Here is a 395-nt window from a genome sequence, read left to right as displayed (position 1 = left end):
CGAAGGGTTCGGGTTTGAATCCCTCTATCGCTTAACCCAGCTGAAAGAGGCTGTGAAGGGGTGTCATTTTGTGATCCTCGCTCTGTCTCTGACGCCTGAGACAGAGGGCATCATAGACGAGGATGTGCTGTCTTCTATGGTTTCGACGCACGCCATGGATAGGATATCGAAGAGTTTCTACCTTTCCATTCGCGCACCCCCCGTTTTCATATGATGGCGACTCTGATTTTGTTAGACTTGTGATACACAAAAATTACTGAAGCCAAAACTCCTTCTAAATGCGAAGGGTCATGGTAGTTGTAGGTTAAAACTATCTTTCCCTCTGTAACTGTAGTTATTACTAAGGGGTCGTTTTCTTCCAGGCGCACCAGAATAAAGTCCGCTTTTTTCCCCAC

The 395-nt window shown here is 46.3% G+C and carries 1 protein-coding gene and 1 pseudogene; one reads left to right on the top strand and one right to left on the bottom strand.

What is annotated here, in order from left to right:
- Positions 1-214: pseudogene (locus EZM41_RS13210) on the top strand (NAD(P)-dependent oxidoreductase); the annotation flags it as partial.
- On the opposite strand, the gene EZM41_RS13205 reads toward EZM41_RS13210, so the two are convergent.
- On the bottom strand, positions 207-395 hold a 189-nt coding region (locus EZM41_RS13205; protein WP_198471692.1), incomplete at its 5' end, for a hypothetical protein. The pseudogene EZM41_RS13210 and the gene EZM41_RS13205 sit on opposite strands and share 8 nt — an antisense overlap.

It is taken from the genome of Acetomicrobium sp. S15 = DSM 107314 (genome assembly GCF_016125955.1).
Classification (GTDB): domain Bacteria; phylum Synergistota; class Synergistia; order Synergistales; family Thermosynergistaceae; genus Thermosynergistes; species Thermosynergistes pyruvativorans.
Note: the sequence above shows the minus strand (reverse complement) of the source record. Positions and strands in the feature narration are given on the sequence as shown.